The 23,574-nt window shown below is 71.2% G+C and carries 22 protein-coding genes; 11 read left to right on the top strand and 11 right to left on the bottom strand.

The annotated features are described in order from the left end of the window. The first annotated feature begins 89 nt into the window (after positions 1 to 89). The 5 genes from V4F39_RS14215 to V4F39_RS14195 all read left to right on the top strand — a co-directional run bounded on the left by V4F39_RS14215 (position 90) and on the right by V4F39_RS14195 (position 4,213). Entirely contained in the window at positions 90 to 767 is a 678-nt protein-coding gene (locus V4F39_RS14215) for a CsgG/HfaB family protein (protein ID WP_378234973.1), read from the top strand. Further along, entirely contained in the window at positions 764 to 1,153 is a 390-nt protein-coding gene (locus tag V4F39_RS14210) for a DUF4810 domain-containing protein (protein WP_332290178.1), read from the top strand. Before V4F39_RS14215 ends, V4F39_RS14210 begins: the two co-directional genes overlap by 4 nt. Then, positions 1,153 to 1,827: a DUF799 domain-containing protein gene (locus V4F39_RS14205; RefSeq protein ID WP_332290177.1), complete on the top strand. Its 675-nt coding sequence runs from the start codon at positions 1,153 to 1,155 to the stop codon at positions 1,825 to 1,827. Before V4F39_RS14210 ends, V4F39_RS14205 begins: the two co-directional genes overlap by 1 nt. A gap of 49 nt (positions 1,828 to 1,876) precedes the next feature. Next, on the top strand, positions 1,877 to 2,869 hold the full coding sequence (locus V4F39_RS14200; protein WP_332290175.1) for an AEC family transporter: 993 nt from the start codon (positions 1,877 to 1,879) through the stop codon (positions 2,867 to 2,869). A 90-nt stretch (positions 2,870 to 2,959) separates the two neighbouring features. Beyond that, positions 2,960 to 4,213: a glutamate-5-semialdehyde dehydrogenase gene (locus V4F39_RS14195; RefSeq protein ID WP_378234971.1), complete on the top strand. Its 1,254-nt coding sequence runs from the start codon at positions 2,960 to 2,962 to the stop codon at positions 4,211 to 4,213. A 30-nt stretch (positions 4,214 to 4,243) separates the two neighbouring features. Here V4F39_RS14195 and V4F39_RS14190 read toward each other — a convergent pair whose 3' ends face one another. The 5 genes from V4F39_RS14190 to V4F39_RS14170 form a co-directional block, all read right to left on the bottom strand. Next, positions 4,244 to 6,370, bottom strand: coding sequence for an alpha/beta hydrolase domain-containing protein (locus V4F39_RS14190; RefSeq protein WP_332290173.1), 2,127 nt, complete (start codon positions 6,368 to 6,370; stop codon positions 4,244 to 4,246). A 56-nt stretch (positions 6,371 to 6,426) separates the two neighbouring features. Further along, positions 6,427 to 8,046, bottom strand: a complete 1,620-nt coding sequence (locus V4F39_RS14185) for a tannase/feruloyl esterase family alpha/beta hydrolase (RefSeq protein ID WP_332290172.1) — start codon at positions 8,044 to 8,046, stop codon at positions 6,427 to 6,429. 132 nt (positions 8,047 to 8,178) lie between these two features. Then, positions 8,179 to 9,168 (bottom strand): Bug family tripartite tricarboxylate transporter substrate binding protein, encoded by a 990-nt coding sequence (locus V4F39_RS14180; protein WP_332290170.1) that lies wholly within the window; start codon positions 9,166 to 9,168, stop codon positions 8,179 to 8,181. Positions 9,169 to 9,189: 21 nt separating this feature from the next. Beyond that, positions 9,190 to 9,558: an AtuA-related protein gene (locus V4F39_RS14175; RefSeq protein ID WP_332290168.1), complete on the bottom strand. Its 369-nt coding sequence runs from the start codon at positions 9,556 to 9,558 to the stop codon at positions 9,190 to 9,192. Beyond that, positions 9,555 to 10,946 (bottom strand): acyclic terpene utilization AtuA family protein, encoded by a 1,392-nt coding sequence (locus tag V4F39_RS14170; protein ID WP_332290165.1) that lies wholly within the window; start codon positions 10,944 to 10,946, stop codon positions 9,555 to 9,557. The genes V4F39_RS14175 and V4F39_RS14170 overlap by 4 nt, the downstream gene beginning before the upstream one ends. A gap of 86 nt (positions 10,947 to 11,032) precedes the next feature. Here V4F39_RS14170 and V4F39_RS14165 point away from each other — a divergent pair, with 86 nt between their 5' ends. After that, positions 11,033 to 11,977: a LysR family transcriptional regulator gene (locus V4F39_RS14165; protein ID WP_332290164.1), complete on the top strand. Its 945-nt coding sequence runs from the start codon at positions 11,033 to 11,035 to the stop codon at positions 11,975 to 11,977. Here the strand turns inward: V4F39_RS14165 and minE are convergent. The 4 genes from minE to V4F39_RS14145 form a co-directional block, all read right to left on the bottom strand. Then, positions 11,943 to 12,212 (bottom strand): cell division topological specificity factor MinE, encoded by a 270-nt coding sequence (gene minE / locus V4F39_RS14160; protein WP_332290162.1) that lies wholly within the window; start codon positions 12,210 to 12,212, stop codon positions 11,943 to 11,945. The two genes, V4F39_RS14165 and minE, sit on opposite strands and share 35 nt — an antisense overlap. Before the next feature lie 5 nt (positions 12,213 to 12,217). After that, entirely contained in the window at positions 12,218 to 13,033 is an 816-nt protein-coding gene (gene minD / locus V4F39_RS14155) for a septum site-determining protein MinD (RefSeq protein ID WP_332290161.1), read from the bottom strand. A 44-nt stretch (positions 13,034 to 13,077) separates the two neighbouring features. Continuing rightward, on the bottom strand, positions 13,078 to 13,860 hold the full coding sequence (gene minC, locus V4F39_RS14150; protein ID WP_332290160.1) for a septum site-determining protein MinC: 783 nt from the start codon (positions 13,858 to 13,860) through the stop codon (positions 13,078 to 13,080). Between the two features lie 89 nt (positions 13,861 to 13,949). Further along, complete coding sequence (locus V4F39_RS14145; protein WP_332290159.1) at positions 13,950 to 16,436, bottom strand: response regulator; 2,487 nt, start codon at positions 16,434 to 16,436, stop codon at positions 13,950 to 13,952. A gap of 98 nt (positions 16,437 to 16,534) precedes the next feature. Between V4F39_RS14145 and queC the strand changes: the two genes are divergently transcribed. Together queC and V4F39_RS14135 are read left to right on the top strand one after the other, a co-directional pair. Then, positions 16,535 to 17,260 (top strand): 7-cyano-7-deazaguanine synthase QueC, encoded by a 726-nt coding sequence (queC, locus tag V4F39_RS14140; protein WP_332290157.1) that lies wholly within the window; start codon positions 16,535 to 16,537, stop codon positions 17,258 to 17,260. Between the two features lie 2 nt (positions 17,261 to 17,262). Beyond that, positions 17,263 to 17,802, top strand: a complete 540-nt coding sequence (locus V4F39_RS14135; protein ID WP_332290575.1) for a LemA family protein — start codon at positions 17,263 to 17,265, stop codon at positions 17,800 to 17,802. 285 nt (positions 17,803 to 18,087) lie between these two features. Here V4F39_RS14135 and V4F39_RS14130 read toward each other — a convergent pair whose 3' ends face one another. Together V4F39_RS14130 and folE are read right to left on the bottom strand one after the other, a co-directional pair. After that, a complete protein-coding gene (locus tag V4F39_RS14130) occupies positions 18,088 to 18,516 on the bottom strand; it encodes a BLUF domain-containing protein (RefSeq protein WP_332290156.1) in 429 nt (142 codons plus the stop codon). Between the two features lie 25 nt (positions 18,517 to 18,541). Continuing rightward, a complete protein-coding gene (folE, locus tag V4F39_RS14125; RefSeq protein ID WP_332290154.1) occupies positions 18,542 to 19,273 on the bottom strand; it encodes a GTP cyclohydrolase I in 732 nt (243 codons plus the stop codon). A gap of 68 nt (positions 19,274 to 19,341) precedes the next feature. Here folE and rsmB point away from each other — a divergent pair, with 68 nt between their 5' ends. Genes rsmB through V4F39_RS14110 form a run of 3 tightly spaced genes read left to right on the top strand, consistent with a single transcriptional unit; the run spans position 19,342 to position 23,572 of the window. Beyond that, positions 19,342 to 20,673, top strand: coding sequence for a 16S rRNA (cytosine(967)-C(5))-methyltransferase RsmB (rsmB, locus tag V4F39_RS14120; RefSeq protein ID WP_332290153.1), 1,332 nt, complete (start codon positions 19,342 to 19,344; stop codon positions 20,671 to 20,673). Between the two features lie 15 nt (positions 20,674 to 20,688). Continuing rightward, the gene (locus V4F39_RS14115) at positions 20,689 to 21,276 is read left to right on the top strand and encodes a DUF4390 domain-containing protein (protein WP_332290151.1); all 588 of its coding nucleotides are present in this window, start codon (positions 20,689 to 20,691) and stop codon (positions 21,274 to 21,276) included. A 7-nt stretch (positions 21,277 to 21,283) separates the two neighbouring features. Then, positions 21,284 to 23,572 (top strand): sensor histidine kinase, encoded by a 2,289-nt coding sequence (locus V4F39_RS14110; protein ID WP_332290150.1) that lies wholly within the window; start codon positions 21,284 to 21,286, stop codon positions 23,570 to 23,572. Positions 23,573 to 23,574 lie beyond the last annotated feature (2 nt).

Genomic DNA, 23,574 nt, shown 5'->3' with positions numbered 1-23,574 from the left:
GCGCGTCCGCGCCGGCGCATATTTACCTCGGGCAGGCACGGTGCCCGTGGCGAAAATCCACGGCTTTCTCGGGGAGGAAGCTGATGGAAATGAGAACGATCGCGACAGCGGCGCTGGCTGCGCTCGCGGCATCGATGACCCTGGGGTGCGCCACGGAGGCATCGCGCACTGTGGACGTGCCCAAGGTCGAGGCCGCGGCGATGCCCTACCAAGGCCCGCGAACGCCGGTTGTCGTCGGCCGGATGGACAACCGCTCGAGCTTCATGCGCGGCATCTTCTCCGACGGCGTCGACCGCCTTGGCGGGCAGGCCAAGACCATCCTGATGGCCCACCTGCAGCAGACGCAGCGCTTCAATGTGCTGGACCGCGACAACCTCGCCGAAGCGAAGCAGGAGGCGCAGTACAAAGCGCAGACCCAGTCGATCCGGGGTGCCGACTTCATCGTCACCGGCGATGTGTCGGAGTTCGGGCGCAAGGAAGTCGGTGATCACCAACTGTTCGGCTTGCTCGGTCGCGGCAAGCAGCAGATCGCCTACGCGAAGGTGACGTTGAACGTCGTCAGCCCGACGACGTCGGAGGTCGTGTACTCGGTACAAGGTGCGGGCGAATACAGCCTGTCGAACCGCGAGATCGTCGGGTTTGGCGGCACGGCCGGCTACGACGCGACCTTGAACGGCAAGGTGCTCGATCTGGCTGTGCGCGAAGCCGTCAATCGCCTGGTGACAGGCTACGACGGCGGCACCTGGAGTCGGAGGACGACGCCGTGAACGGACTTCACCTGCGCGCCGCGGCGCGTCTGGCGGGCCTCGTTGTGTTGACGGCGCTGGCGACCGGCTGCGCGCAGCAGCCGAAACCGCTTTATCACTGGGGTGGCTACCAGACCAACCTCTACGAGTACTTCAAGGCCGATGGCCGCACGCCAGCCGAGCAGATGCAACGCATGGAGGCCGAGGCCGACCGCGCGGGGGCGAGCGGTGCGGTGTTGCCGCCGGGCTTCCGTGCCCACATGGGCCTGCTGAGCCTGAAGCTTGGCCGCGATGGCGAAGCACGCGGGTACTTCGAGGCCGAGAAGAGGGCATTTCCCGAGTCCACGGCATTCGTTGATTCGATGCTGCGTCGCATGGACGCGAAGAAAACCGAGCCGAGCACCTGATGATGGCCCGACTGTTCCCCCTGCGCCGCACGGCGGCGTTGACCGCCGTGTCGGCTGCGCTGCTGCTCGGCGGTTGCGCCACCCGGCAGCCGTACGACTACACCGCGTTCAAGGCGAACAGGCCGGCCTCTCTGGTCGTGCTGCCGCCGCTGAACCAATCGCCCGACGTGAAGGGCAGCATCGGCGTGCTGGCGCAGGCCACAGCCCCGTTGGCCGAGGCCGGCTACTACGTGCTGCCGGTGTCGCTGGTCGAAGAAGCTTTCCGTGAAAACGGCTTGACGACGGCACATGACATCCACGACGTCGCGCCCGCGAAGCTGCGCGAGGTGTTTGGCGCGGATGCGGTGGTCTACCTCAACGTGAAGCGCTACGGTACCTCCTACGCCGTGATCAGCAGCGAGACGGCGGTCGCGGTAGAGGGGCGCATCGTCGATCTGCGCTCCGGTGATCTGCTGTGGAAAGGCGAGGCGGTCGCATCTTCGGCCGAAACCCAGGCCAGCAACCAGGCCGGTCTGATCGGCCTGCTCGTGCAGGCGGTGGTCAATCAGATCGTCGCCACGACGACCGACCAGAGCTTCACCTACGCCGGCATGGCATCGAACCGGTTGCTCGGCCCAGGTGTCTTCAACGGTGTACTCGCGGGCCCGCGGTCACCAAAGTTCAAGCAAGACTGATCAGGGTTTCCCTGGGTATCGCTGCCGCCGCGGCGATACTCGCGGACCGATGACCCTCGCCGTCTTCTACAAGCTCGTCGCCATCTTCCTCACGGCCGGACTGGGTTGGATCGTCGGCCGCATGCGCTGGCTGGGCAACGAGCGCCAGGGTGCCGACCCGGCGCGCACGCTGTCGAACGCGGCGTTCTACATCTTCGTGCCGGCGCTGCTGTTCCGCACCACCGCGCGGCTCGACTACGCGCACCTGCCGTGGGGGCTGATCGTCGCGTTCTTCGTGCCGGTGGTCGGGCTGGCGATCGTGGTCTACGTCGTCGAGCGGCACCGCAACCGGGGCGGGCGCCTGTCGGTGGCCGCGCCCTCGGTGAGGGCGGTGTCGGCCAGCTTCGGCAACACGCTGCAGATCGGCGTGCCGATGGCGGCGGCGCTGTTCGGCGAGGCCGGCCTGGGCCTGCACATCACCATCGTCAGCATGCATTCGCTGACGCTGCTGACCGTGCTCACCACGCTGGCCGAACTCGACCTCGCCCGGGCCCGTGCGCGCCATGAGGAAGCCGGCGGCGGCTCGCTGCTGTCGACGCTGAAGCTGACGGTGCGCAACACCATCATCCACCCGGTGGTGCTGCCGGTGCTGGCCGGCATGGCCTGGAACTTCACCGGCTGGCGGCTGCCGCCGGTGGTGGACGAGGTGCTGCAGCAGCTCGGCGCGGCGGTGGTGCCGCTGTGCCTGACGCTGATCGGCATGTCGCTCGCGTACAACGGCCTCCGCGGCGGGCTGCGCGGGGCCGTCAAGCTCAGCGCGATGAAGCTGCTGGTGCTGCCCGCGGTGGTGCTGGTGGTGGCGCACTGGGGCTTCGGCCTGGCCGGCCTGCCGCTGCAGGTGGCGGTGATGATGGCGGCGCTGCCGGCCGGCAGCAACACGCTGATGTTCTCGCAGCGCTACGAGACGCTGGAAAGCGAGACCACCTCGACCATCGTGCTGTCGACCCTGGCCTTCGCCGCCACGGCGCCGCTGTGGCTGGCGGTGCTGGCGCTGGTCGACTAACGCGGGGCTGGCCGAGCCCCCGGCTGCGCAGGGCCGGCGGGGCTCGGCGACAATCAGCGGATGACGCTGCTGACCGACATTCCCGCCTACATGGCCCGCGTGGGCAACGCCGCCCGCGCGGCGTCCACCGTGATGGCCGCCTCGTCGACCCGCGCCCGCAACGAGGCGCTGACCACGCTGGCGCGCCTGCTGCGCGCCGAGGCGCCCCAGCTCGCGGCCGACAACACGCGCGACCTCGACGCCGCGCGTGCCGCCGGCCTGGCGGGCCCGATGGTCGACCGGCTGAAGCTCACGCCGCAGGTCATCGAGACGGTGGCCGAAGGCTGCGAGCAGATCGCCGCGATGCCCGACCCGATCGGCGAGATCACCGGCGTGAAGCGGCGCCCGAGCGGCATCGCCGTGGGCCAGATGCGCGTGCCGCTGGGCGTGTTCGGCATGATCTACGAGAGCCGGCCGAACGTGACGATCGAGGCGGCCTCGCTGGCCATCAAGAGCGGCAACGCCGCCATCCTGCGCGGTGGTTCGGAGGCGATCCATTCCAACCTGGCGCTGTGGCGCCTGGTGCAGCGCGCGCTCGCGCAGGCCGGCTTGCCGCCCGAGGCCGTGCAGCTGATCGAGACCACCGACCGCGCCGCGGTGGGCCGGCTGATCGCCATGCCCGAGAGCGTGGACGTCATCATCCCGCGCGGCGGCAAGTCGCTGATCGAGCGCATCAGCGCCGAAGCCAAGGTGCCGGTGATCAAGCACCTGGACGGCAACTGCCACGTGTACGTCGATGCCGAGGTCGACCTCGACCTGGCCGTGACGGTGACCGACAACGCCAAGACGCAGAAGTACAGCCCCTGCAATGCCGCCGAATCGCTGCTGGTGCACGAGCGCCAGGCGGCGCCCTTCCTGGCGCGCATCGGTGCGGTGTTCGCGGCCAAGGGCGTGGAGATGCGGGCCGACGACCAGGCCGCCGCGATCCTGCGCGACGTGCCGGGCGCGAAGGTGGTGCCGGCCACCGAAGCCGACTGGAGCGAGGAATACCTGGCCCCGGTCATCAGCGTGAAGATCGTGGCCAACCTCGACGAGGCCATCGCCCACGTCAACCGCTACGGCTCGCACCACACCGACGCGATCCTGACGACGAACCACCCCCACGCGATGCGCTTCCTGCGCGAGGTCGATTCGGCCAGCGTGATGGTCAACGCCAGCACGCGTTTCGCCGACGGCTTCGAGTACGGCCTGGGCGCCGAGATCGGCATCTCCACCGACAAGTTCCACGCCCGCGGCCCGGTGGGCCTGGAGGGCCTCACGTCGATGAAGTGGGTGGTGCTGGGCAACGGCGAAGTGCGCGGCTGAGGCCGCGCACCTGTCGCCGCCGCGGCCGGCTTACGGCAGCACCGGGTTCGCCACCGCCTGCTGGATGCGCAGGTCCGCGTCGCGCTGCAGCAGCAGCCGCTCCGCCACCAGCGCGTTGGCCGCCGTGGTGACGGCCGCTACGTAGCCGGCCTGCGTGCCGTACAGCGACTCCAGCGAAGGCCGCGTGTCGCCCGCGGCGATGCGCGCGGCCTCGGTCTTGTGGAACGGGATGAAGCTGCCCGTCAGGTTTGACAGGTCGACGATGCCCGGCGTCGCGACGTAGTTGAACTCGATGCTGGTGCCCAGCGGCGCGCGCGCCTCCACGCTCTTGACGCCGGCCTTCGTGAGGCCGGTGGTGGCGTCCACCTGCGGCACCAGGATCGCGTAGTCGCGGCCGGTGTAGTAGGGCGGCAGCAGCGTCGCGATGCCCGACTCGTCCTGCGGCACGTACTGCGGCCCGAAGTCGAACAGCGGGAAGCTGTTGTAACGCCCCAGGTAGTTGAAGTCGGGGATTGCCGTCGGCGTGCCGCCCACGTTCCAGGTCAGGCCCTTCATCGTCGGGAAGACGAGCTGGTCGGGCCGCGCCAGCGTGCCGTCGGCCAGCTTCGGCACCTGGCTCGCCGGCGGCTCGGTGCCGCGCACCACCCAGTCTTCCAGCGCGACGAAGAGCGCGCGGAAGGTGTCGGTGAAGTGCACCACCGTGCCCGCCGGGTAGACGTTGCGTGCCGGCGCGTAGCTGATGCTCGCGGTGCCGCCATTGCCGCCGTGCTGCGTGCTGGCGTAGTAGTAGATGCGCGCGTTGTCGGGCTGCGCCAGGTCGCGCTGGCCGTAGGCGTCGGTCAGCACCGGCGAGCCCTGCAGCTGCCAGAACTCGGTGCCGGACAACCCGAGGAAGAACTTCGGACAGGTGCTGGTGGCCGCGCAGCGCTTCATCACGCCGCCTTGCCGGCCGCTCACGTCGTCCATGTAGTCGGCGGCCAGGCCGCGCGGCGCCGTCTGGCCGAAGGCGGTGTGGTCGGTGCGCAGGCCGCCGCCGCCGCCGGGCACGGCGAAGCGGGTGTTGATGTTGGTCTGCCGCGCGGCCACGTGCGCGAACATCCCGTCGAACACCTTGCCGCCGTCCAGCGCCTGGTTGAAGCCCAGGTGCAGGAAGGTCTTCATCGCGTTGCCCGACTGCGAGGTGCCCTGGCCGATCGTGTGCGTGATGCGGCCGGCCAGCGGGTTGGCCGTGCCGGCGCTGTCGGCGGCAGCCTTGCGGAAGAAGCTCACCGTGTCGCGCAGCGCGGCCAGGCCCACGCCCATCACCTTCGGGTCCTTCGCGACGTAGACGAGCTCGTACAGGTACTTCGGATCGAAGCCGCCCTTCAGGCAGATGCTGGCGCCGCTGGCGGTGCCGGGGAAGGGGTTGGCCGAGGTGTCGCAGGTGGCGAACTTCCAGTCGGAGGCGGGCACCAGGATGCGCGCGTCGGTCTCGTTGGCGCGCCGCGTGAGCGAGTAGCCGGGCTGCGTGTTGTCGAGGCTCGCGGGCTCGTAGGGGATCATCGAACCGTTGAACACGCCGCCAGGCAGGGTCATCGCCGGCGTGGCCGCGTTCGGCACCAGCTCGCTGCGGTAGGGGCCGGTGATGGCGCTGCCGTCCTTGTTCTTCGCGACCGGCACGGTCACGGTCAGGCGCGCGGCCGTGCTCTTGGGCACGTCGCCCTGCCAGGCCGAGTACAGCAGCACGTAGCCGCGCTCCAGGTACACCGCGTCGCTGGGCGTCGCCGCCGGGTTCAGCATCGTCAGGATGTTGCCGCGGTTGGGCGCGTCGTAGCGCAGCACGCCGCTGGCCTTGCTCATGTCCTTGGGCTTGAGCATCACGAAGTCGGCGCTGTACTCGACCATGCCGTTCGCGTTGACCGGCGCCAGCGCCAGGTCCTGGATCACGGCGTTCTTCGGGTCGGCGGGATCCACCTCGCCGGAGATCGTGCCGGTGAGCTTCTCGTAGGCGCCGACGCTGCCGTAGGTGCCGGCGAAGTCCTCGGTGGCGGTGATGGTCAGCTTGAGCTGCGGCGTCTTGACCGGGGTGGCGGGCGAATCGCCGCCGCCGTCGCCGCCGCAGGCGGCGAGCAGGCCCGCCGCCAGCAGGGCGGCGAGGCGGGAGGTGGGTGCATGCATGGTGTTGTTTCCTCGAGGCATGTCGTGTGGCAAGGGATGTGCAGGCCGCGCCGCGTTCAGCGGCAGGTGAAGTTCGCCGCGTCGTCCGTGCTGCCGCTGCCGCTGTAGACGGCTTGGGCGGGCCACGCGCAGATCGGCCGCGTGCGGGTGACGGTGCCGCCGCTCAGGCGCGAGGCGACGATGCGCGTCGGCGCCGTGCCTTGCTCCACCCAGCGGTCGAGCGCCGAGAGCAGGTCGTGGTCGGCATCCACCACCGGCGGCGCACCGGCGTTGCCGAAGCTCGTCGCGCCCGGCCCGCCCGAGCAGTGGCCCATGCCCGGCACCACGAACAGGCGCATGAAGCCGTCGATCTCCGCCTGCGAGCCCTGCGCGGCCTTCACCTTGTCGTAGTAGGCGATGGTGTCGGTCGCCACCACCACCGGGTCGATCCAGCCCTGGTAGACCAGCAGCTTGGCGCCGCGGGCCTTGAAGGCTGACAGGTCGGTGCTGGTCTGGTCGACGCGGCTGCCCACCTTGGCCAGCGAGAAGGCGAAGTCGCGGTCGAAGTCGAAGGTCCACCAGTTCCAGGCCGGGTCTTCGAACGCCCAGTAGCGCCAGAAATCGGCACGCACCGGCTCGGCGCCGCCCCAGTAGCCGGGCCAGCCCGATTCGCTGCCCACCACCTGGCCGGGGTAGATCTGCGCGCCGGTGCGCGGGTTCTTCGGGCCGGCGTAGATCTTCTGCGCCGCGGCCACCTGCGCGGCGGTGAGGCAGGTGGCGTTGTCGGCGCCGGTGCACTGCAGCGAGGCGATGTCGAAGCGCGCGGGGGTGCAGGCGCGCGGGTCGTCGATCACGCCGTCGGCCACGCCGTCGATCGTGTCGCAGGCCGCCACCGCGGACGTGGTGATCAGCGCCGCCTTGGCCGGCGTGAGGATCAGCGCCGGGTCGGCCTGGCTGTTGCGGTTGGACAGGTAGCGCCACAGGAACTCGGCGTTCAGCGCCGTGCGGTTGTTGCCCGGCGCGCCGGCGATCACGCCGTCGAAGTCCGCCGGGTACTTCTGCACCTGCGCGTAGCCCTGGTGGCCGCCGGTCGAGCAGCCGTAGTAGTAGGCGCGGCGTGCGGCCTGGCCCTGCAGCGTGGCCACCACCTGCTTGGCCGGCACGGTGATGGCATGGATCGACCGCGTACCCCAGTCGGTGATCTTCTCCGGGTGGCCCAGGCCCCAGAGCATGTCGTTCGGGTCGCCCTGGTGGCCGGTGTCGCCGCCGATCGCGGCGTAGCCCTGCGCGAGCGCGTAGGCCATGTCGCGGTAGCTCAGCGCGGGGCTGTAGCCGCCGTTGCCGGTGGTCACGAGCTTGCCGTTCCACGAGGCCGCGGCCGGAATCCAGGCCTCGAAGTTGATCAGCGAATCGCTGGTCGGCGTCGCCTGCCCCTTCACGAGGCAGAAGGCCGGCAGGTTGTTGTAGGCCGTCGACGTGCCGGCCGGGGTGTAGCTGCCGGCGGGCACGGAAGTGGCCGAGAGCACGGTGGCGTTGTCGAGCTTCAACCCGGCGAACGATGCGGTCTCGCAGGCCAGCGGCGTGGCGGCCGGCGTGTCGTCATCGTTGTCGGAGCCGCCACAGGCGGTGAGCAGGGTGCCGGCAAGCGGCAGCAGCAGCACGGCGCCCAGCCGGCGTGCGGGGAGGGAAGGGGTCATGGTCGTCTCCATCTGGTGCGTCAGGCAGGCAAAGCGCTGCCCGGGCGGCCATTGCAGGGCCGCCGCCTGGTCGAACTGGGGCCCGCCGCGTGGCGGGTGGGAGGCGCGCCCTCCTGTGGGCGCGCGGGCCGCTTACTCGGCCTCGATGCCCGCGGCCCGGATCACCTTGCCCCATTTCTGCGTCTCGGCCGCCTGGAACTTCGCGAGCTCGTCGGGCGAGGTCGTCCAGGGTTCGGAGCCGGACACGTCGAAGAACGACTTGGCGGCCTGGCTCTTCACGGCCACGCCCAGCAGCTCGTTCAGCCGTGCCACCACCGGCGCGGGCGTGCCGGCGGGGGCATAGGCCGCGAACCAGTAGCCCATGTCGTAGCCCTTGACGCCCGCCTCGTCGATCGTCGGCACGTCGGGCAGCTGGACGCTGCGCTGCTGCGTCGAATAGCCCAGCGCCCGCAGCTTGCCCGCCTTGACCTGCGGCACGCCGGTGGAGGTGTCGGTGATCATCAGGTCGATCTGGCCGCCCAGCAGGTCGGTGATGCCCAGCGGGTTGCTCTTGTAGGGCACGTGCAGGATGTCGACGCCCGCGAGCTGCTTCAGCATCTCGCCGGCCATGCGGCTCGACGAGCTGCCGCTGCCGAAGGTCAGCTTGCCGGGGTTCTTCTTCGCGGCGTTCACCACGTCGGCCACGCTCTTGTAGGGCGAGTTGACGTTCACCACCATCACCTGCCCGCCCTTGCCCAGGCCGGTGAGCGGCACGAAGTCCTTCACCGGGTCGTAGGGCAGCTTCTTGTAGAGGTGCTCGTTGGCGGCGTGCGTGGTGTTGGTGGTGATCAGCACCGTGTAGCCGTCGGCCGCGGCGCGGGCCGCCTGCTGCGCGGCCGGCATGCCGCTGGCGCCGGCCTTGTTCTCGACGACCACCGCCTGCTTGGTCTGCTCGGTGATCGACTGGCCCAGCGCACGCGCGAGCTGGTCGGTCGCGCTGCCGGCCGCGAACGGCACGACGAAGGTGATCGGCTTGTCGGGGTACTTGCCCTGCGCCGAAGCGGTCATCGCGACGGGGGCCAGCAGCGTGGCCGTCAGCAGGGCCAGGGCGTGGCGGCGGGGGCGGCGGTGGATGAAGGTCATGGTCTTGTCTCCAGAGGGTTGTCAGTTGTGGACGGAAAAGGTGTGCGGCCCGCGCAGCAGCGGCGCCAGCGAGGCCGGCAGCACGAGCGGCATGTCGAGCAGCAGGAAGGACAGCGACTTGCCGTGGCTGTCGAGGTTGAGCGCATCGTTGACGCCGCCGTCGAGCACGTCGTCGAGCACGAAGTTCATCGCGTGCAGCGTCGGCAGCAGGTGGCGCTGCACGCGGCTGGGCCGGCGGTGGGCGAAGCGCGTGGCCACCGCGGCGTCGGTGATCTGCTCGACGAGGGGCGCGTACAGGTCGGCGTGCCAGGCGATCACGCTGATGTTCGAGCGGTTGCCCTTGTCGCCAGTGCGGCCGTGGGCGGCGCGCCAGAGCGGGACCGTGATCATGTCCGCCCCTTGCGCGGCATCGCGTCTGTCATCCTTTTTTCCTCGATGAGTTCGAAGCGTGCCGGCACCGCCTCGCGCGGCATCAGGCAGGACAGCGTGCCCAGCGTGGGCCGCAGCGCGGTGCGCACGCCGCCGCCGCCGGCGGGGCCGCAGGTGTACAGCGCGACCACCTCGCGCGCCAGGCGCTCGGCGCAGGTGCGGTCGGCATGGCGCAGGGCCACGCGCAGCCGCACGTCGGTGGCACCGCCGTCGGGCGTGTCGGCCAGCCAGGCGCCGCCGTCGTCGGCAAAGATGCTGGCCACGCCGATCAGGTCGGCCCGCAGCGGCCCCAGGCCGGCCAGGCGCTCCCGCAACACGCCGGCGGCCAGCCGGGCGCGGCCTTCGGCGCGGGGGCCGGCGTACGAGATCTCGCCTTCTGCGAGCCAGCCCGATTCAAAGCAGGCGTTGACCTTCAACGTGCCGGTGCGCGGGTGGCCGCGCACGCCCGACAGGCGCACCCGGTCGGGGCCGACCTGTTCCACGCAGGCCTGGCTGATGTCGGCCACCACGTCGGGCGTCAGGTAGGCGGCGGGGTCGTGCACCTCGTAGAGCAGCTGCTCCTTCACCGTGTGCTCGGTGACCTCGCCGCCGGTGCCGGGCGGCTTGCCGATGGTGCAGTTGCCTTCGGCGTCGATCTCGGCGATCGGGTAGCCGAGCGTGGCGAGGCCTTCCACGTCCTTCACGCCCGGATCGGCGAAGTAGCCGCCGGTGACCTGGGCGCCGCATTCGAGCAGGTGGCCCGCCATCGTGGCCCGGGCGAGCCGGTCCCAGTCGTCCGCGGCCCAGCCGAAGTGCGCAAGCGCCGGGCCGACGACGAGCGACGGGTCGGCCACGCGGCCGCAGACGACGATCTGCGCCCCGGCCCGCAGGGCGTCTGCGATCGCCTCGGCGCCGAGATAGGCGTTGGCGCTGACGAGGCGCCGGCCGCCGAGGTCGGCGCCCAGGCAGCGGGCCAGCGCGGCCTGGTGGGCCGGGCCGGAAACGTCGTCGCCGCTCACCACGGCGATGCGCGGCGCCGGCACGCCCAGCTCGGCCGCCAGCGCCTGGATGCGCCGGGCCGCGCCATGGGGGTTGGCCGCGCCGAAGTTGCTGACGATGCGGATGCCATGTGCCAGGCAGTCGGCCAGCACCGGCCGCAGCAGGTCGTCCAGCAGCGGCTCGTAGCCCGCCTCGGGATCTTGGCGGCGCGCGAGCTGCGCGAGCGCCAGCGTGCGCTCGGCCAGCGTCTCGAAGATCAGCACGGCCGGCCCGCCGGCGGCGACCAGCGCACGCACCACCGGGGCGGCCGCGTCGGTGCGGTCACCGGAAAAGCCGGCGGCGCCACCGATGCGCAAGGGTTGCGGCTGCATGGGTCTCCTCTTGGTTTACACGGAATGTAGGCGGCCTGTATTGATCAGAGAATTCGAGAATTCGGATCACTTGATCGAAACTGCAGATGAATGTCTCCACCCGCCAGCTGCGGGCCTTCCTGGCACTGGCAGCGCAGCGCAACTTCACGCGGGCCGCGTCGTTGAGCCACCTGTCGCAGCCGGCCTTCAGCGCGCTGATCCGGCAGCTCGAGGAATCGCTCGGGCTGCGGCTGTTCGACCGCAGCACACGCTCGGTCGAGCTGACCGCCGAAGGCCGGGAGTTCGAGCTCTCCGCGCGGCGGGTGATGGAGGAATTCGAGCGCGCGCTGGGCGGCATGCACGACCAGGCGGCCCGGCGCAGGGGCCGGGTCTCCGTGGCGCTGCTGCCGTCGCTGGCGGCGGGGTGGCTGCCGCAGGTGCTGGCGGGCTTCCAGGCCGACTACCCGGGGATCGAACTGCAGGTGGCCGACGTGCTGTCGGAGCCCTGCATCGAGCTCGTGCGCCGCGGGCAGGCCGATTTCGCGCTGGCCGCGACCCGCGCCGAGACGCCCGAGCTGCGTGCCGAGCCGTTCTGCAGCGACGACTTCTACCTGGTCTGCCCGGTCGAGCACCCGCTGGCGGCCCTGCGCGACGTGCGGCCGCGCGATGTCGCGGCCTGGCCCTTCATCCACCTGTCGCGCACGTCGAGCGTGCGGCAGTACCTCGATGCGGCCACCCATCCGCAGACGATGCAGTCGGTGATGGAGGTCGACCAGCTCGCCACCGTGATGGGCATGGTGCGGGCGGGCATCGGCATCAGCGTGGTGCCGTGGCTGACCCTGTTCCATTTCCAGGCGCCCGGCGTCGTCACGCGGCGCCTGTCATGGGCGGGGCTGAAGCGCCACATCTACCTGGTGCGCCCGCGCGACCGCAGCCTGTCGGTGGCCGCCCAGGGCTTCTACGAATGGGTGATGGCGCGGCGCCCGGAGGGCACGGCGCCGGCCGGGCGCGGCCGGCTCAGCGCGCCGCGCCGTCCGGCAGCTCGATCTTGACCTCGAGCACTTCGTAGTCGTCCTGCTTCTCGAGGTGGACCTTGATGTCCTCCGGGGAGATCGACACGTACTTCGAGATCACCGCCACCAGCTCGCGCTGCAGCGCGGGCAGGTAGTCGGCGGCCCGGCTGGTGCCGCCGCCGCTGCGCTCGTGGGCGAGGATGATCTGCAGCCGCTCCTTGGCGACGCTGGCGGTCTTCTTCTTCTCCCCGAGCAGGAAGGAAAGGAACGACATCGGCCTTACCTCCCGCCGAACAGCCGCTTGAAGAAGCCCGGCTTCTCGGCGTCGATGAAGCGCATCGGCTTGTCCTCGCCCAGGAAGCGCGCCACCACGTCCTGGTAGGCCTCCGCCACGTCCGTGCCCTTCAGGTGGATCGCCGGCACGCCCTGGTTCGACGCGTCGAGCACCGATTCGGACTCGGGGATCACGCCGATCAGCTTGATGCGCAGGATCTCCTGGATGTCGTTCAGCGACAGCATCTGCCCGCCCTCGACGCGCGACGGGTTGTAGCGCGTGATCAGCAGGTGCTCCTTGATGGGCTCCTGGCCCTCGATGGCGCGCTTGGTCTTGCTCGACAACATGCCGAGGATGCGATCGGAGTCGCGCACCGAGGAGACCTCGGGGTTGGTGACGACCACCGCCTCGTCGGCGTAGTGCATCGCCATCATCGCGCCGGTCTCGATGCCGGCGGGCGAGTCGCAGACGATGTACTCGAAGCCCATCTCCGACAGGTCCTTCAGCACCTTCTCCACGCCTTCCTGCGTGAGCGCTTCCTTGTCGCGCGTCTGCGAGGCGGCCAGCACGAAGAGGTTCTCGCACTGCTTGTCCTTGATCAGCGCCTGGTTCAGGTTGGCTTCGCCCTGGATGACGTTGATGAGGTCGTACACCACGCGGCGTTCGCAGCCCATGATGAGGTCGAGGTTGCGCAGCCCGACGTCGAAGTCGATCACGGCCGTCTTGTGGCCGGCCAGGGCCAGGCCCGAGGAGAAGCTGGCGCTGGTGGTGGTCTTGCCCACACCTCCCTTGCCGGAGGTGACGACGATGATTCTGGCCATCGGAGGCTGGTCCTTTCTGTGCAGACTTTGTCGGTGCGGGCGCGTCAGGCGCCCAGGCGTTCGATGACGAGCTTCTCGCCTTCGAGCCGCACTTGTGCCGGCTGCCCGAGGATGTCGGAGGGCAGCGGCACGTCGGTGGTCCGGTAGATGCCTGCCACGGAGACGAGCTGCGCCTCCAGGCAGGTGGAGAAGATGCGGGCGCCGGCATTGCCGCGGGCCCCGGCCAGCGCCCGTCCGCGCAGCGGTGCATAGACGTGGATGTGGCCGTCGGCGATGACCTCGGCGCCGAAGTTCACCGCGGCCAGCACGATCAGGTCGCCGCCGCGGGCATACACCTGCTGGCCCGAGCGCAGCGGCTTGTCGACGACCATCGTCGGCACCGGCTCGCCGGGCACGCGCACCTCGCGCACGACCTCGACCTCGTGGATCACTTCGCGCACGACCTCGCGCACCTCGGGCGCCGGAGGCTCGGCGCGCGGGGCACGCGCCGGGGCGGCGAAATCGGGAGCCTCGACCAGGCCGGCGGCCAGCGCCGCGGCCATCTGCTCCGGGCTGCCGCCCTTGGCGGCCACCGGCATCATGCGGTGCGTGCGCAGCAGCGCCACGAGCGCCGCGAAGTCGATCGGCGAGGGGTCGTCGCGCACCGGCGACAGGTCGACGGCCACCGGATCGTTGTCGAACAGGCCCGGGTTGTCCGCCGTGCGGGCATCGAGCTCCCGGGCCAGCACGGCCAGGTCGGCGGTCTTCAGGACCACGGCGATCAGCGTCAGGGCGGCGCTGCGCAGGTCGAAGATGTCGGGTGAGTTCGGCGGGGCGGCGACGGCCATGGGTCGGGTGTCGGGAAAGGCCGGAGTTTACCGGCGCGGGTCGGCCTTCCCCGGCCGGGCATGTGTGTTCAGACGTAGGCTGCGCTGCGCTAGGCTTCCTGCGCCAGCGCCTCCAGGCCCGCCAGGACCGGCGCGAGGTCGTTCTCGACGCGGGCGAGCAGCAGGTCGATCTCCGGCTCCGGGGCGCCCCGGCCGCAGGCGTCCTCCAGCATGCGGGCCGAGACCTGCACCGACTGGGCGCCCAGGCTGCCGGAGACCGTGCGCAGGTTGTGCGCCATGCGCAGCGCGCCGGAGGCGTCGCCGCTCGTGCGGGCGGCGCGGAACAGCGGGCCGAAGTCGCGCTGGCCCTTCAGGAACATCAGCAGCAGCCGGCGGTACAGCACGTCGTTGCCCATCGTGCTGGTGCGGCCCACCCGCACGTCGATGCCCGGCAGCTGTGCCAGCCGGTCGACGGCGGGCGCCTCGGCCGCCGGCTCGGCCAGCACCGGCTCCGCCGGGCGCACCCAGCGCGCGATGGCGTTGAACAGCAGCTCGACGACGATGGGCTTGGCGACATGGTCGTTCATGCCGGCGGCCAGCGCGCGCTCGCGGTCGCCGCGCATGGCGTTGGCCGTCATCGCGATCACCGGCAGGTCCTTCAGGTGCGGCTGCTCGCGGATCGCCCGGGTCGCGGCGTAGCCGTCGAGCACCGGCATCTGCACGTCCATCAGCACGCCGTCGAACACCTGGTCCTGGAGCATCGCCAGCGCCTTGCGGCCGTCGTTGGCGACGCTGACGATCATGCCGGCGCTGGCCAGCAGCTCCTGCGCGAGCTCGAGGTTGATCGCGTTGTCGTCGACCACCAGCATGCGCGCGCCGCGCAGCCGGGCGCGGTGGCTGCCGAGCGGGTCGTCCTGCCGCGGCGGGCGGCGGTGCGCCGGGTGGCCCAGCAGCGTCGCGTACGCCACCTGCAGGCTCGACGGCGTCAGCGGCTTGGTCAGCACGGCGTCGACGGGCACGCGCTGGGCCGCCAGGCGCGACGTCACGTCGTCGCGGCCGAAGGCCGTCATCATCGCGACCTTCGGCGCGGGGCGGCCCGGGGACGGCGCCAGCAGTTGGCGCGCGCACTCGACGCCGTCCATGCCGGGCATCCGCCAGTCGAGCAGCACGAGGTCGAAGGGCGCCTGCGCCTCGTGGGCGAGCGCCACGGCGCGCAGTGCATCCCAGCCGTCGCGCGCCGCCTCGGCGTGCAGGCCGAGCGCCTGGGTCATGCGCAGCAGGATGCTGCGGGCGCTTGCGTTGTCGTCGACCACCAGCACCTTGGCGCTGCGCAGCGCCTCCGGCGCCTTGCGCGCCTGCGGCTGCAGGCCGAAGCTCAGGGTGAAATGGAAGGTGCTGCCCTGGCCCTGCTTGCTGTCCACGCCGATCGTGCCGCCCATCATGGCGACGAGGTGGTGCGTGATGGCCAGCCCCAGGCCCATGCCGCCGAAGCGGCGCGCGGTGCCGGCGTCGGCCTGCGTGAAGGGCTGGAAGAGCCGCCGCTGCTCGTCGGGCGTCATCCCGATGCCGGTGTCGCGCACCGCAAAACGCAGCGTGACGGCCTGCTCGGCGCGCTCGACCTCCTCGACGCTGACAGTGATCTCGCCGCGGTCGGTGAACTTGATCGCGTTGTTGCACAGGTTGGTCAGGATCTGCCCGAGCCGCTGCGCGTCGCCCACCAGCAGCGTGGGCAGGTCGGCCGGCTCGTTGAAGACCAGCTCCAGCCCTTTTTCGTCGGCAGCCAGCGCGACCAGGTTGGCCAGGTTCTCCAGCGTCTCGGTCAGGTCGAAGGGCACGGCCTCGATGTCGAGCCGACCGGCCTCGATGCGCGAATAGTCGAGCAGGTCGTTGATCAGCGCGAGCAGCGACTCGGCGGAGCGCTCGACCTTCAGCACGTAGTTGTGCTGCTGCGGGTTCAGGCCGCTGCGCAGCGCGAGGTGCGACATGCCGAGGATGGCGTTCATCGGCGTGCGGATCTCGTGGCTCATGTTGGCCAGGAAGTCGGCCTGGGCGCGGCTGGCGTCCTCGGCGACGCGGCGCAGCTCCTGCAGCTCGGCGGTGCGTGCGGTGACGAGGAACTCGAGGTTGCGGCGCGCTTCCGCGTTGTCGTAGGCCGCCGCGAAATGCGGCAGCAGGTGCTCCAGCGTGGCCAGCCCGGCGGACGGTGCCGCCAGGGAGGAGGGCGCCTCCAGGTACAGCCAGCCGCGGGGATGCTCGGGGGCGCCGAGCAGCAGCGGCAGCGCGGCGCAGCGCCCGTCGTCGGCCAGCCACCGCGGCGCGCCCGCGGCCAGGGCCTGCGGCAGCGCGGGCGGCAGCGGCCGGTGGGGCGACGCGTCGCCGGCGTGCCAGGTGACGGTGCCGTCGAAGCCCGCCCGGGGCGTCCAGCGGCCTTCCTCGTTCCACAGCAGGAGGGCCCGGCAGGCAGGGGTGTGGGCGCGCAACCAGTCGAACAGCAGGGCCGGCAGCGCGTCGGGCTGCTGGGCCTGCATGAACCGGCGGCACGCCTCCAGGGTGTCTGCGATGTCGGGGGGCGCTGCGTGGCCGGGGGGGGCAACCATCGGGAGAAAGCGGCTGTCGTGGCCAGTGGCGTTGAAGGAGGAGACGGTAGTGGCTGGGTGAGGTGCATGCAATAGGTGCCGGCTATGCTCGGGCCACCATGCATTCCAAACGTTCGGCCATTGTGCTGTTTTCTGGCGGGCAGGACTCCACGGCCTGCCTGGCCTGGGCGCTCGACCGCTTCGCCTCGGTGGAAACCGTGGGGTTCGACTACGGGCAGCGGCACGCGGTGGAGCTCGACTGCCGCCTGCGTGTGCTGCAGGCGTTGCGCGAGGGCTTTCCCCAGTGGGCCGCCCGGCTGGGCGGCGACCATGTGCTGGACCTGCGCCTGCTCGGCCAGATCTCGGACACCGCGCTGACGGACGAGCGCGCCATCGCGTTCGCCGCCGGCGGCCTGCCCAACACCTTCGTGCCGGGCCGCAACCTGCTGTTCCTGACCTTCGCGGCCGCGTTGGCCTACCGCCGCGGCGCCAGCGTGCTGGTGGGTGGCATGTGCGAGACCGACTATTCGGGCTACCCGGACTGCCGCGACAACACGATGAAGGCGATGCAGGTGGCGCTGTCGCTCGGGATGGACGGGCCGATGACGATCGAGACGCCGCTGATGTTCCTCACCAAGGCGCAGACCTGGGCCTTGAGCGCGCAGCTCGGCGGCCAGGCGCTCAACGACCTGATCGTCGAGCACACCCACACCTGCTACCTGGGCGACCGCAGCCGCCGCCACGCGTGGGGCTATGGCTGCGGAACATGCCCCGCGTGCGAGCTGCGGGCGCGCGGGCATGCCGAGTACCTGGCCGGCGCGGCCGTGCAGGGAGGCATCCGTTGAGCGTGCGCGAGATCGTGCTCCTCGGGGCCGCCGCGGTGCTCATCTTCTGGATGGTCGGGGCGTACAACCGCATCGTCGCGATGCGCCTGCGCATCGTGCAGTCGTGGGCGCAGGTGGATGAGCCGATGCGCCGGCGCAGGGAGACGCTGCCGCTGCTGCTGGCGGTGTTGCGCGAGGCCTGGCCGCAGGAGCAGGGGGCGGTGGAGGCTGCGTCGTCTGCGTTGCAGCAGGCCGCCGCGGCCGCCGATGCGCTGCGCGCCAAGCCGGCCCATGCGCCGGCGGCGGCGCAGTTCGTCATGGCGGAGCGCCAGCTGGCATCGGCCCTGGCGCGCTTGAGCGCGTTGCTCGACCAGCATCCCGACCTGCGGTCGAACCCCGAGGTGGCGGGCTGGCAGCGCGAGCTGCACGACGCCGAGCAGCGCCAGGCTTTCGCCCGGCAGCTCTTCAACGACGCGGTCGCCGCCTACAACGATGCGGCGCACCAGTGGCCCACGCGCTTGCTGGTGAAGCTCTACGGCTTCGAGGACGCCGGCCCGCTGTAGCGGGGTGCCGGGTGCCCCATCCCCGCGGCCAGCGCCCGGCCGCTCCGAAGCGGCCGCGGACCCGCTCGGCGGGTGGCGCCGCGTACACGCGGCGGCGGGTGCCCCATCCCCCCGCGGCCAGCGCCCGGCCGCTCCGAAGCGGCCGCGGACCCGCTCGGCGGGTGGCGCCGCGTACACGCGGCGCCGGGTGCCCCATCCCCCCGCGGCCAGCGCCCGGCCGCTCCGAAGCGGCCGCGGACCCGCTCGGCGGGTGGCGCCGCGTACACGCGGCGCCGGGTGCCCCATCTACCCCCGCTCCCCCATGATCGAAGCGGTGGCCAGCAGCTCTTCGAACAGCGCCATCGACGCCTCGCCCGAGACCTTGTACGGATCGAGCATCGGCGTTTCCGAGTACTTCAGGATGGTGGCCGGGTTGAGCCGCGACATGCTGACCTGCCCCATGGCCCAGCCGGCGAACCGCCGCTCGCAGATCTCGCGATAGTCGAGCAGCACCACGTCGGTGTGGCGCGGGTCGGCGGCGATCCGGTTGTACAGCCGGTTGACCGCGTCGCGGCCGCCTTCGAGCACCTGCATGAAGATGTCCGACGAGAGGCACAGCACGCCGGTGATGCCGTGCCGCGGGTTCTCGGCCTTGCAGTGCCGCAACAGCGCGTGCATCCCTTCCTGGTCGAGCGGCGCAGTCGCGCGGCTCGCATACATGAGGCGTACCAGCATCACGGGCTCCGGTTGAGCGGGGGTATCAGCCGCCGTTCTTCTTCGGCAGCAGCGACAGGAACTCCCTGCGCAGTGTTGCATCCTTCAAGAAGGCGCCGCGCATCACCGAGTTGGTCATCATCGACTCGTCGTCCTTCACGCCGCGCCAGTGCATGCAGAAGTGGTCGGCCTCCATCACGATGGCCAGACCGTCGGGCTTGACACGGTCCTGGAGTTCCTCGGCCAGCATCGTCACGGCCTCCTCCTGGATCTGCGGCCGGCTCATGATCCACTCGCAGATGCGCGCGTACTTCGACAGCCCGATCAGGTTCGAGTGTTCGTTCGGCAGGATGCCGATCCACACCTTGCCGAGGATGGGGCAGAGGTGGTGCGAGCAGGCGCTGCGCACCTTGACCGGGCCGACGATCATCAGCTCGTTCAGCCGCGAGAAGTTCGGAAACTCCGTCACCGGCGGCATCGGCACGTAGCGGCCGCGGAACACCTCGTCGATGAACATCTTCGCGACGCGGCGCGCCGTGTCGTTGGTGTTGTGGTCGCTGTCGGTGTCGATCACCAGCGACGACAGCACCGCCTGCATCTTGGCCGTCACCTCGGCCTTCAGTTCCTCGATCTCGCCTTCGCGCACGTGGGCGGAGATGTTGTCGTTGGCGTGGTAGCGGCAGTCCGCGCCGATCAGGCGGTAGCGGATGCGTTCCGACGCAGGCAGCCGGGCGAGGTCTTCTTCGCTCGGGAGGATCGGGGGGGAACTTCGGGACATGCTGGTGCAAAGCCTGCTGGAGCGCGCGATTGTCGGGCAGCGCAGCGTGCGCTGGGTAGACTGCCCCGATGACCCCGCATGCCCTGCCGCTTTCACGCCTGCTCGACCACACGGCCGATGCCGTCCTGGCCGTGCGCAGCGGCCAGTCGCTCACCGACGTGCTGGCCCGCGTGCCGGCCGATGCGCGCGCCGGCACGCAGGCGTTGAGCTTCCACGTGCTGCGCTGGCTCGGCGGCGCCACGCGCGTGCGCGAGGCGGTGGCGCCCAAGGCCCCGCCGCCCAAGGTCGATGCGCTGCTGACGACCGCGCTGGCGCTGCTCTGGCCGACCGACGCGCCGCCCTACAACGACCACACGCTGGTCGACCAGGCCGTCGCTGCAGCCCACCACCGCACGCCCGCGGCGGCCGGCTTCATCAATGCGGTGCTGCGCCGCTTCATCCGCGAGCGGGCTGCGCTGGTGTCGGCGGCTGCGCACGATCCGGTCGGGGCCTTCAACCATCCGCTGTGGTGGATCGAGCGCGTGCGCCAGGACTGGCCCTCGCAATGGCAGGCCATCCTGCAGGCCGCCAACCGCCATCCGCCAATGACGCTGCGGGTCAACGCGCGCCGCGGTACCGCGCAGGCCTATGCGCAACGGCTGGCCGCCCAGGGCCGGGCCGCCACCGTGCTCGGCCCCCACGCGCTGGCGCTGGCGCAGCCCTGCCCCGTGCAGCAGCTGCCCGGCTTCGCCGAAGGCGAGGTCTCGGTGCAGGATGCCGCGGCCCAGCGCGCCGCGCCGCTGCTGCTGGGCGGGGAGGGCGCGGCCGCATTGCCGGCGGGCGCGCGCGTGCTCGATGCGTGCGCCGCGCCCGGCGGCAAGACGGCCCACCTGCTCGAACTGGCCGACTTGGACGTGCTGGCGCTCGACAGCGATCCCGTCCGCCTCGCGCGGGTGCGCGACACGCTGAACCGCCTGCAGCTGCGTGCCGAGATGGTGGCGGCCGATGCGCGCGACACACGTGCCTGGTGGGACGGCCGCCCGTTCGACGCGATCCTGCTCGATGCGCCGTGCAGCGCCTCGGGCATCGTGCGCCGGCACCCCGACATCCGCTGGCTGCGCCGGGCCGACGACGTGGACGCGCTGTCGCGCATCCAGGCCCAGATGCTCGACGCGCTGTGGCCGCTGCTGGCGCCGGGCGGCCGGCTGGTGTACGCCACCTGCTCGGTGTTCCGTGCCGAAGGAAGCCTGCAGATCGACGCGTTTTTGCAACGGCAGGGCACCAGTTCGGTGCGCCTCGACCCGGCATCGCCGGGACACCTGCTGCCCGTGCCCGACAATCCCACGGAGGCCGACAGCCTCGATGGCAGCGCGCCGGCGGTAGCCGACGGCTTCTACTACGCCCTGTTGCACAAGCCCTGATTGATCCGGAACGCCGTGACCCTGACCCGCCGCTGGAAGGTCCGCGCCCTGTTCGGCCCCGCCGCGTGGCGGGGCTTGCTGCTCGCGTGGTGCCTGGTCGCGGTGGCAGGGGCGCGGGGGCAGGGCGCCGATCTGCTGGAGCTGGACGTTCGCCGCACCGAGTCCGGCCTCGTGCTCGACTATGCGGTGCGCCTGCAGCTGCCGCGGGCGGTCGACGAGGCGCTGCAGCGCGGCGTGCCGATCTACTTCGAGGCGCAGGCCACCACGTACCGCCCGCGCTGGTACTGGCGCGACGAGCGCGTGGGCCGCGCCACGCGCGCCTGGCGCCTGTCCTACCAGCCGCTGACCTCGGGCTGGCGCGTCAGCCAGGGCGGACTGCACCAGACCTACGCCACGCTGGCCGAGGCGCTGTCGGCCATCTCGCGCGGCACGGGCTGGCCGATCGCCGACGGTGCGCGCGTCGAGCCCGACGAGGCCTACTACACCGACTTCAGCTACCGGCTCGACACGAGCCAGCTGCCGCGGCCGATGCAGATCGGCATCGGCAGCCTGGCCGACTGGACGCTGCAGGTCGAGCGCACCGTGCGGCTCGATCCGCCCTGACACCGGCATGACCAAGTCCGCCCGCTGGGCCTGGATCGTCTCGCTGGTGGCGTTTGTCGGCGTCGCGCTGGTGCTGACCTTCGTGCTCGCGCTGACGACCGACACGCGCGTCTTCTACGAACGCAACTTCGTCTGGCTCTTCTGGCTCAACGTGACCGTCGCCGCGGCGCTGGCGCTCGTAGTGGCGCTGGCCGCGCTGCGCCTGGTGGTGCGGCTGAAACGCGGCAAGTTCGGCAGCAAGCTGCTGTTCAAGCTCGCGGGCATCTTCGCGCTGGTCGGCGTGGTGCCGGGCGTGCTGATCTACACGGTCAGCTACCAGTTCGTCTCGCGCAGCATCGAGGCCTGGTTCGATGCCAAGGTGGAGGGGGCGCTCGACGCCGGCCTCAACCTCGGGCGCAGCACGCTCGACGCGCTGGTGGTCGACCTGGGCAGCCGCACACGCGCCGCCGCCGACCGCATGGCCGAAACACGGGTGCCGCCCGACACGCTGCAGCTCGAGCGCCTGCGCGAGCAGCTCGGCGCCGAGCAGGTCGCCCTGCTGGGCGCCAACGGGCAGAGCCTGGTGGCCGCAGGGGGCGGGGCGGGGGCGTCCATCGCGCCCGAGCGGCCGCCGGCCTCGCTGCTGCGCCAGGCGCGGCTGCTGCGCGCGGCCAGCCAGCTCGACGGCCTGGACGACGAGCCGGCCGCCGGCGCCGCGCCGCGCGCCCGCGTGAGGGCGCTGGCGCTGGTGCCGAACAACGACATCACGTTGGCCGGGGAAGACCGTTTCCTGCTGGTGGTGCAGGCGGTGCCTACCACGCTGGCCAGCAACGCGCTGGCGGTGCAGGCCGCCTACCGCGAGTACCAGCAGCGTGCGCTGGCGCGCGACGGCCTGCGCAAGATGTACATCGGCACGCTGACGCTGGCGCTCATCCTCGCGGTGTTCGGCGCCGTGCTGCTGGCGGGCCTGCTCGGCACGCAGCTGGCGCGGCCGCTGCTGCTGCTGGCCGAAGGCGTGCGGCAGGTGGCGCGGGGCGACCTGACGGCCAAGCCGGTCTCCACCGCCAGCGACGAGCTCGGTGGCCTCACGCGGTCGTTCGCCGACATGACCGAGCAGCTCGGCCAGGCGCGCGAGCAGGTGCAGCGCGGCGTCTCGCAGCTCGAAAGCGCACGGACGCACCTGCAGACCATCCTCGACAGCCTCACGGCCGGGGTCGTCGTCTTCGACCGCGACCGCCGCATCGAGAGCGTCAACCCCGGCGCCACCCGCATCCTGAAGCTGCCGTTGTCCGCGCACGTGGGCCAGCGCCTCGACGAGATCGGCGGGCTGGAAGCCTTTGCGCAAGGCGTGTGGCAACGCTTCGAGCTGCACCGTTCCAGCCCCGAGGCCGGAGAGCGCGACCATTGGCAGGACTCCTTCGAGCTGCAGCCCACGGCGGCCGACCGCGCCGCGCTCACGCTGCTCGTGCGCGGCGCCGTGCTCCCCAACGACGCACGGCTGATGGTGTTCGACGACATCTCCGACGTGGTGTCGGCGCAGCGCTCGGCGGCGTGGGCCGAGGTGGCACGGCGGCTGGCGCACGAGATCAAGAACCCGCTGACGCCGATCCAGCTGTCGGCCGAGCGCCTGCAGCACAAGCTCGAGGCCAAGCTGCAGGGCCCCGACCAGGCCATGCTCGTGCGCTCGGTGGGCACCATCGTGGCGCAGGTGCAGGCGATGAAGCAGCTGGTCAACGAGTTCCGGGACTACGCGCGGCTGCCGGCCGCGAAGCTGGAGCCGCTCGACCTCAACGCGCTGGTGGCCGAGGTGCTGGCGCTGTACGGCGCCCAGGTCGAGCAGGGCCGGCTGACCGCGCACGGCGCCCCCGACCTGCCGGCCATCCTGGGCGACGCGACGCAGCTGCGGCAGGTCGTGCACAACCTCGTGCAGAACGCGCTCGATGCCGTCGACGAAGCGCCCGACGGGCATGTCGATGTGGTCACCGAGGCGGTGCGCAACGACAGCGGCGACGTCCGGGCCGTGCGCCTGAAGGTGCTCGACAACGGGCCCGGCTTCGCCGACAAGGTGCTCAAGAGCGCCTTCGAACCCTATGTCACCACCAAGAGCAAAGGCACCGGCCTGGGCCTTGCTGTGGTCAAGAAGATCGCCGAGGAGCACGGGGCCCGCGTGCGCATCGGCAATCGAACGGATGAACACGCCGCCTCGGGCGAAACGGTTCAATTGGCAGGCGCGCAAGTTTCGTTATCATTTTCGAACCTCGCCGCCGCACCCGCCGCCGCCGTGGTGGTGGCCGGTTCACTCCCTTTGGCGCCCTGAGG

Source organism: Aquincola agrisoli, from assembly GCF_036621135.1.
GTDB classification, from domain to species: Bacteria; Pseudomonadota; Gammaproteobacteria; order Burkholderiales; family Burkholderiaceae_C; genus Aquincola; species Aquincola agrisoli.
Note: the sequence above shows the minus strand (reverse complement) of the source record. Positions and strands in the feature narration are given on the sequence as shown.

Excerpts from the sequence above, each read along its gene's own strand:
- V4F39_RS14215 (WP_378234973.1), top strand. The coding sequence starts at position 90 with ATGAGAACGATCGCGACAGCGGCGCTGGCTGCGCTCGCGGCATCGATG.
- V4F39_RS14205 (WP_332290177.1), top strand. The coding sequence starts at position 1,153 with ATGATGGCCCGACTGTTCCCCCTGCGCCGCACGGCGGCGTTGACCGCC.
- V4F39_RS14200 (WP_332290175.1), top strand. The coding sequence starts at position 1,877 with ATGACCCTCGCCGTCTTCTACAAGCTCGTCGCCATCTTCCTCACGGCC.
- V4F39_RS14195 (WP_378234971.1), top strand. The coding sequence starts at position 2,960 with ATGGCCCGCGTGGGCAACGCCGCCCGCGCGGCGTCCACCGTGATGGCC.
- V4F39_RS14190 (WP_332290173.1), bottom strand. The coding sequence starts at position 6,370 with ATGCATGCACCCACCTCCCGCCTCGCCGCCCTGCTGGCGGCGGGCCTG.
- V4F39_RS14185 (WP_332290172.1), bottom strand. The coding sequence starts at position 8,046 with ATGACCCCTTCCCTCCCCGCACGCCGGCTGGGCGCCGTGCTGCTGCTG.
- V4F39_RS14180 (WP_332290170.1), bottom strand. The coding sequence starts at position 9,168 with ATGACCTTCATCCACCGCCGCCCCCGCCGCCACGCCCTGGCCCTGCTG.
- V4F39_RS14175 (WP_332290168.1), bottom strand. The coding sequence starts at position 9,558 with ATGATCACGGTCCCGCTCTGGCGCGCCGCCCACGGCCGCACTGGCGAC.
- V4F39_RS14170 (WP_332290165.1), bottom strand. The coding sequence starts at position 10,946 with ATGCAGCCGCAACCCTTGCGCATCGGTGGCGCCGCCGGCTTTTCCGGT.
- V4F39_RS14165 (WP_332290164.1), top strand. The coding sequence starts at position 11,033 with ATGAATGTCTCCACCCGCCAGCTGCGGGCCTTCCTGGCACTGGCAGCG.
- minE (WP_332290162.1), bottom strand. The coding sequence starts at position 12,212 with ATGTCGTTCCTTTCCTTCCTGCTCGGGGAGAAGAAGAAGACCGCCAGC.
- minD (WP_332290161.1), bottom strand. The coding sequence starts at position 13,033 with ATGGCCAGAATCATCGTCGTCACCTCCGGCAAGGGAGGTGTGGGCAAG.
- minC (WP_332290160.1), bottom strand. The coding sequence starts at position 13,860 with ATGGCCGTCGCCGCCCCGCCGAACTCACCCGACATCTTCGACCTGCGC.
- V4F39_RS14145 (WP_332290159.1), bottom strand. The coding sequence starts at position 16,436 with ATGGTTGCCCCCCCCGGCCACGCAGCGCCCCCCGACATCGCAGACACC.
- queC (WP_332290157.1), top strand. The coding sequence starts at position 16,535 with ATGCATTCCAAACGTTCGGCCATTGTGCTGTTTTCTGGCGGGCAGGAC.
- V4F39_RS14130 (WP_332290156.1), bottom strand. The coding sequence starts at position 18,516 with ATGCTGGTACGCCTCATGTATGCGAGCCGCGCGACTGCGCCGCTCGAC.
- folE (WP_332290154.1), bottom strand. The coding sequence starts at position 19,273 with ATGTCCCGAAGTTCCCCCCCGATCCTCCCGAGCGAAGAAGACCTCGCC.
- rsmB (WP_332290153.1), top strand. The coding sequence starts at position 19,342 with ATGACCCCGCATGCCCTGCCGCTTTCACGCCTGCTCGACCACACGGCC.
- V4F39_RS14110 (WP_332290150.1), top strand. The coding sequence starts at position 21,284 with ATGACCAAGTCCGCCCGCTGGGCCTGGATCGTCTCGCTGGTGGCGTTT.